General features: G+C 55.4%; 6 protein-coding genes. 5 read left to right on the plus strand and 1 reads right to left on the minus strand.

Translation table 11 applies throughout. The features are described from left to right. Window positions 1–73: 73 nt before the first annotated feature. From HBN63_RS21240 to HBN63_RS21260, 5 genes are all read left to right on the plus strand, one after another. Window positions 74–328: a hypothetical protein gene (locus HBN63_RS21240; protein WP_262499073.1), complete on the plus strand. Its 255-nt coding sequence runs from the start codon at window positions 74–76 to the stop codon at window positions 326–328. Window positions 329–407: 79 nt separating this feature from the next. Beyond that, window positions 408–806 (plus strand): hypothetical protein, encoded by a 399-nt coding sequence (locus HBN63_RS21245; RefSeq protein ID WP_262499074.1) that lies wholly within the window; start codon window positions 408–410, stop codon window positions 804–806. Window positions 807–875: 69 nt separating this feature from the next. Further along, the gene (locus tag HBN63_RS21250; RefSeq protein WP_170050797.1) at window positions 876–1232 is read left to right on the plus strand and encodes a hypothetical protein; all 357 of its coding nucleotides are present in this window, start codon (window positions 876–878) and stop codon (window positions 1230–1232) included. An 867-nt stretch (window positions 1233–2099) separates the two neighbouring features. Next, window positions 2100–3026 carry a site-specific integrase gene (locus HBN63_RS21255; RefSeq protein ID WP_170050798.1) on the plus strand — a complete coding sequence of 309 codons (927 nt, stop codon included), beginning with the start codon at window positions 2100–2102 and terminating at the stop codon, window positions 3024–3026. Between the two features lie 152 nt (window positions 3027–3178). Beyond that, on the plus strand, window positions 3179–4258 hold the full coding sequence (locus HBN63_RS21260) for an endonuclease/exonuclease/phosphatase family protein (protein ID WP_178093535.1): 1080 nt from the start codon (window positions 3179–3181) through the stop codon (window positions 4256–4258). 118 nt (window positions 4259–4376) lie between these two features. Here the strand turns inward: HBN63_RS21260 and HBN63_RS21265 are convergent, their stop codons facing one another. Next, complete coding sequence (locus HBN63_RS21265; protein WP_170050796.1) at window positions 4377–4598, minus strand: hypothetical protein; 222 nt, start codon at window positions 4596–4598, stop codon at window positions 4377–4379. Window positions 4599–4919: the final 321 nt, after the last annotated feature.

Genomic DNA, 4919 nt, shown 5'->3' on the forward strand with positions numbered 1-4919 from the left:
GTGACCGCCTGTTTCGGAACAGGCTGGAAATCGGTCACGTTGATAGCGAAATGAGCGGTCACGCGTTAGCGAAATGGCCGGTCACGATCTACCGAAACGACCGGTCACGGTGGGCCGAAATACGCACTCGATCATCTATCAGCATGATCGCTCAAAGACGCCGAGCCAGATGCCCGTTTCTAAGCGGGTCGATGCGATCATCAAATCCATTGTTGAGACTCGCACACAGCGGATGCATTTGCCTGATGCGGACTTCGCCGCCCTGCTCTGTGGCATCGACTTGGAGCAGCAGCATCGTCAGGCCTGCAGCATGCTGCAGACACCATGAGCGGCAGTGGGCAGCTAGCTGCCCCAGCTATTGCCCGGAATGTCACAAGCCATTCTCAGGGGATGTGGATCAATCAACCATGAATTCACTGAAAGAAATCACAGAGCTACTGAACGCAGTAGGGGTGTTCATGCCCGGCAGCCCCATGTCCGACGAAGAGGCACTCAGCTATGCCCGAAAGCACTTTCCCTTTGGAAATTTTTGCCTTGTGCGCGACTGGCTTTGGCTCGATATAGATACCACCGACGCGCAACGCCACGCTCTGAAGAGAACACAACGCCAGCCGGCCTTGATCTATGCGCACCAGGTCGTCTTCGACAGCGAGCGACGATGGGATGTGGGCGACTTCGTGAGAACTTCGCTACTGCATCAGTTCAGCGAGGGATTTCATTTCAGAACGCTCAATTCTGTGTACCTGCTACTGGGCCCCGGTACTCGCAAGCCTGCCAGCACCGACACCATCGCATGCCTGATATAAGCCATGGAGTATCCCGAAGAACACACAGGCTTCAACCCAGAGTTGATCACTGATCTGTGAGGAGCAGAAATGCGCCCAGTCTCTCCCGAGAATATGCAGAAGCTGCGCAAAGCTCAGGCATACCGTTTCAGCCATCCGGTCACTGCCTATATCACCGATGCCCGTATCGCAGCATGCTGCTGTCTGGGAGTAACGCACCGGCATGTCAGGGCTGATCCGCTCGGGGGGCGATTTGCCGATGGACGTCTGATTCGCACCTCCGACATCCTGCGTATCGAACTGGAGGGAGAGTTCTGGGTGCTGCACACATACACAGGAAGCTTTTACGTCATCGCCTCGTTCCACACAGGTGGATACCAATCCCTGGTGGACTATCAGAAATTTCTTCCTCAGGGTTTCTATCCGACGCCTGATCAGCTCCACTGACACAATTCAGAAGGAGGCCACGCCGCGCCATGAAAGCCATGACGCCTTATTCACCTCCGCGCCTGGGGATATCAGCACAGCCCACATCCTTGCCACCATGGATTTCCGGTGCTCTCGGCGACCAGCGCCTGACACACCTTTATCTGGGGCCGCCATCTGCGATACGACTGCCGTGTCGCATGAGACGATTGCGACACGTGCCGAATATCGCAGCTAGAAAATGCGACACCCCAGGTCTGTCGCAAAATCACGCTGCGACACGTTGACCATGTCGCAGGCGCTGGCTGCGATACACCCTGCATATCGCACAAGTGGTTTGCGACACTCTTGCTGTGCCGCATGCGGCATACACAGTGCCTGATGGGGCACAAAAAGCAGCCAAAACCGGCACAGCGAATGCCACTTATGGCGCAAAACGTGCCCAAACTGGCACTGCTCTTTTTGGTTATACCTAGACATATAACTTAATAAATTCAATTACTTAAAAGAAAAAACCATAACCAAACATCATTCTACTGACCAGCATTTTTGAGCGCTCCGATTTCTGCTGCATCGGCGATGCGCAGCTTGATGCTGCTGGGCTCGTCCTTTCAGCGCCATGGCGCTGGCTGCGTTTTGATTTTGATGACAAAAGGCTTGCGCGCGCTTTTGCTCAAAGCGCACGCTGAATGAAGATGAAGTGGGCGCGCGAGTAGAAACGCGCACCCCATACTCGCGGCGCGAGTATGGGGGCGGTGGAGTAGTTCAGACGGAACGAGAAAACATGGAGCGAAGGCGGAATGGTTTCAGTGCAGACTGAACTGCTTCACCGCCCTTCGCCAAGCGGCTTAGCTTTGTCATCAAAAACAACAAAAAGAGATGACGACCATGCAAACCATCACCCTAAAGAAATACCAAACAAGAGCTCGCAATTTCTATCGCAAGCACTGCGAATCAGAGGCCCCGGATTCAGCGCAAATCTGCGCGGCTTTGCTGGCTTGCGCCAGCGACTACAGACCCAACAGTTTTGGCACGCTTAAAAGCGCACTGCTCAATGATCAGAAGGCTCGTGGCAACCAACAGGCTGCCAAGGCGATCAAGCAGCTTACGAATCCGGTGACAGCACCTGGATCAACATTAACCAAGAAGCCCAAGCCTAAGCAGGTGCGCTCAGTCTCTGAGGACGACTACATGACACTTGTGGAGCATCTTTCGGCGTATGGTTTCATGGATGAAGCCTTGTCAGTGGTGCTGGCATATCACTTGGGCGTCCGTCCCTGTGAAATGCGCACAATCACGGTGACAGGAAATTTCGTCCAAATCATTGGTGGCAAGAAAAGCGCTCCGCTGGATAGAGGCGCAGATAGAACATTGGTGATTGACGACTCTGCCGTGCTCGCGGCTGTGGCAGACGCTGCCAAATGGATGCGTGCCTGCCCTCGAACCAATACAGCTATTAGGGATCGCCTGCGCAAAGAGTGCCGCGCACTATGGCCTCGGCGCACGCAACACCCGACCCTGAAAAGCTTCCGCCACCAACTGGGCTCTAACCTCAAAGCGTCCGGCGAGAGCGATGAGGCCATTGCTTACATGATGGGTCACCAATCCATCGCGTCGATAAGCGTCTATGGAAACCGCCGATCCGGCGCTGGGCACAAGTTGTATATCCGACCGGCAGAAGGCGCAGACTTGTCGAGAGTCCGCCAGCCTACGCAGCCTGCTATTTGGGGCCGAGAACGCGTGGTCGGACGAATAGAAGTGCCATCGCAGCTCTCAAACCGGGGAGAAATCCTTCAAATACTCCATGCACTCTGATGCGTATTCGTTTTTCCAGCCGGAAATGGACTTGCGGTAGCGCGGCATCACATCCGGATTGACGAGGCAGAACTGGTTGTGACCGAAGTGTGAATTCAGGGCCTGGCTCCGGCCTCACTCCGTTATGATGCCTATAGGTCAAAGGAGGTTTTATGCGCCAAGGAATCACCGCTGCTCTAACCGCACTCACTATGCTTTTGTCCGGATCGGCCCTCGCCGCCGATATCACTCTCGGCTCTTGGAACGTGAAAAGGCTTGGCAAACAGCACTCCTATGAGGCGCTGTCAGCCGTTGCCGGCAAGTTCGACATAATCGCCCTTCAGGAAGTCATGAGCGAAGACGGCCTGGATCGACTTGAAAGCGCCATCGAAACACGCACCGGCGAAACGTGGGGCCGGCTGGAGAGCCATCTGATCGGCTCCCGGTCATACAAAGAGATGTATGCATTCCTCTACCGCGAATCGAAGGTCGCGTACGAGGACGGCGCAGTCGTATACATGGACCGGGGCGACAAGTTCATTCGTGAGCCCTACTCGGCGCGGTTCCGAGAATTAAGTGATAACTCGATCTTTGCCTTGGCCACCGTCCACATTCTCTACGGCAAGGGCGTGGAAGACCGAACTCCGGAGATCAAAGCCCTAGCTGACTACTGGACGTGGCTTGGGGAAATCTACCCCGGCAGCGAGCTGATCATGGTCGGTGACTTCAACCTGGCTCCAAGCCATCCGGCCTGGGGGCCGCTCAAGCAGTATGCACGACCACTGATTACCAGCGGAGCAAGCACGCTATCGGGTAAAGACACAAAATTCGTCAACCTTTACGACAACATCTGGGTATCGAACAGCAGTGCCTATGCCCGCAACAAAGCCGGCATCTTGAACTATCCGAAGGTGATCGGCTGGAACCATGAGAAGAGTCGCAAGCATGTCTCTGACCATGCGCCCGTTTACCTTGCAATGGGCAAGGCCGCGGTAAGCATGAGTGCCCCTCAACCAACCTCCATTCTCCCGGCAATGTCCTCTGTTTCTTTGTTCGCAAAAGCCTCCCCACAGCAACAAAAAGCCTTAGCGGCCTCCGGTGGGGTACGAGGAAACAGCAGTTCCAAGATCTACCATCGCCCAGATTGCCCTTCTTACGGACGTATCAGCGCCAAGAACATTATCGAATTCAGTTCGGCGTCCGAGGCAACAGCCGCGGGATATCGCCTCGCGGGCAATTGCCGCGGAATCTGATGTGAAACCCAATTATTGAGATAGACATGATGCAAAAGAGCGCCAACCTGAGAGACGGCCGAAGCCGCAAGGGGCGGGATGTCGCATTCTGAGAATGGGCCGCGAATCTAGGTCTTGATCAAACTACCGAGAGGTCGATGCAGATCTGTAGATGCAGATCTGTAAGAGCCACCAGCACGCCGCCAGTCGTCACTCTGTTGTGGCTCAATGATTCAATCCACGAGCCGAGCTGTGCCGTGTGTTTGGCGTGCATCGCAGCAGTGTCTACGACACCTGCAAGCGACGCCGTCATGTCGATCATCGACGGATTGCATTGCGCCAACTGGCCACTGAGTTTCATCAACAAAGTCGCGGTTCAGCTGGAGCCCGAACGCTGTCGGCGGCGCTGCGGGTACAAGGTGTCGCTGTGGGGCGCTTCCTGGCGGGTCGCCTGATGAAAGAGGCCCGACTGTTCAGTTCGCAATGCCGCAAGCATCGCTACCGCAAGGCTGATGGTGAAAGTGCCATCGCGGCGAATGAGTTAGATAGGCAGTTTGCGGATTCCACGCCATTCGGACACTCAGCCCACGCTGATCCGGACACCTGTTCCACGATCATTCGGACAGGCAGTCGGAGCGCAGCGACGCAGGGCTGGCATTGTTAGTCTGAGGTGCCCGGCGTC

Source organism: Pseudomonas sp. WS 5011, from assembly GCF_012985775.1.
Classification (GTDB): Bacteria; Pseudomonadota; Gammaproteobacteria; order Pseudomonadales; family Pseudomonadaceae; genus Aquipseudomonas; species Aquipseudomonas peli.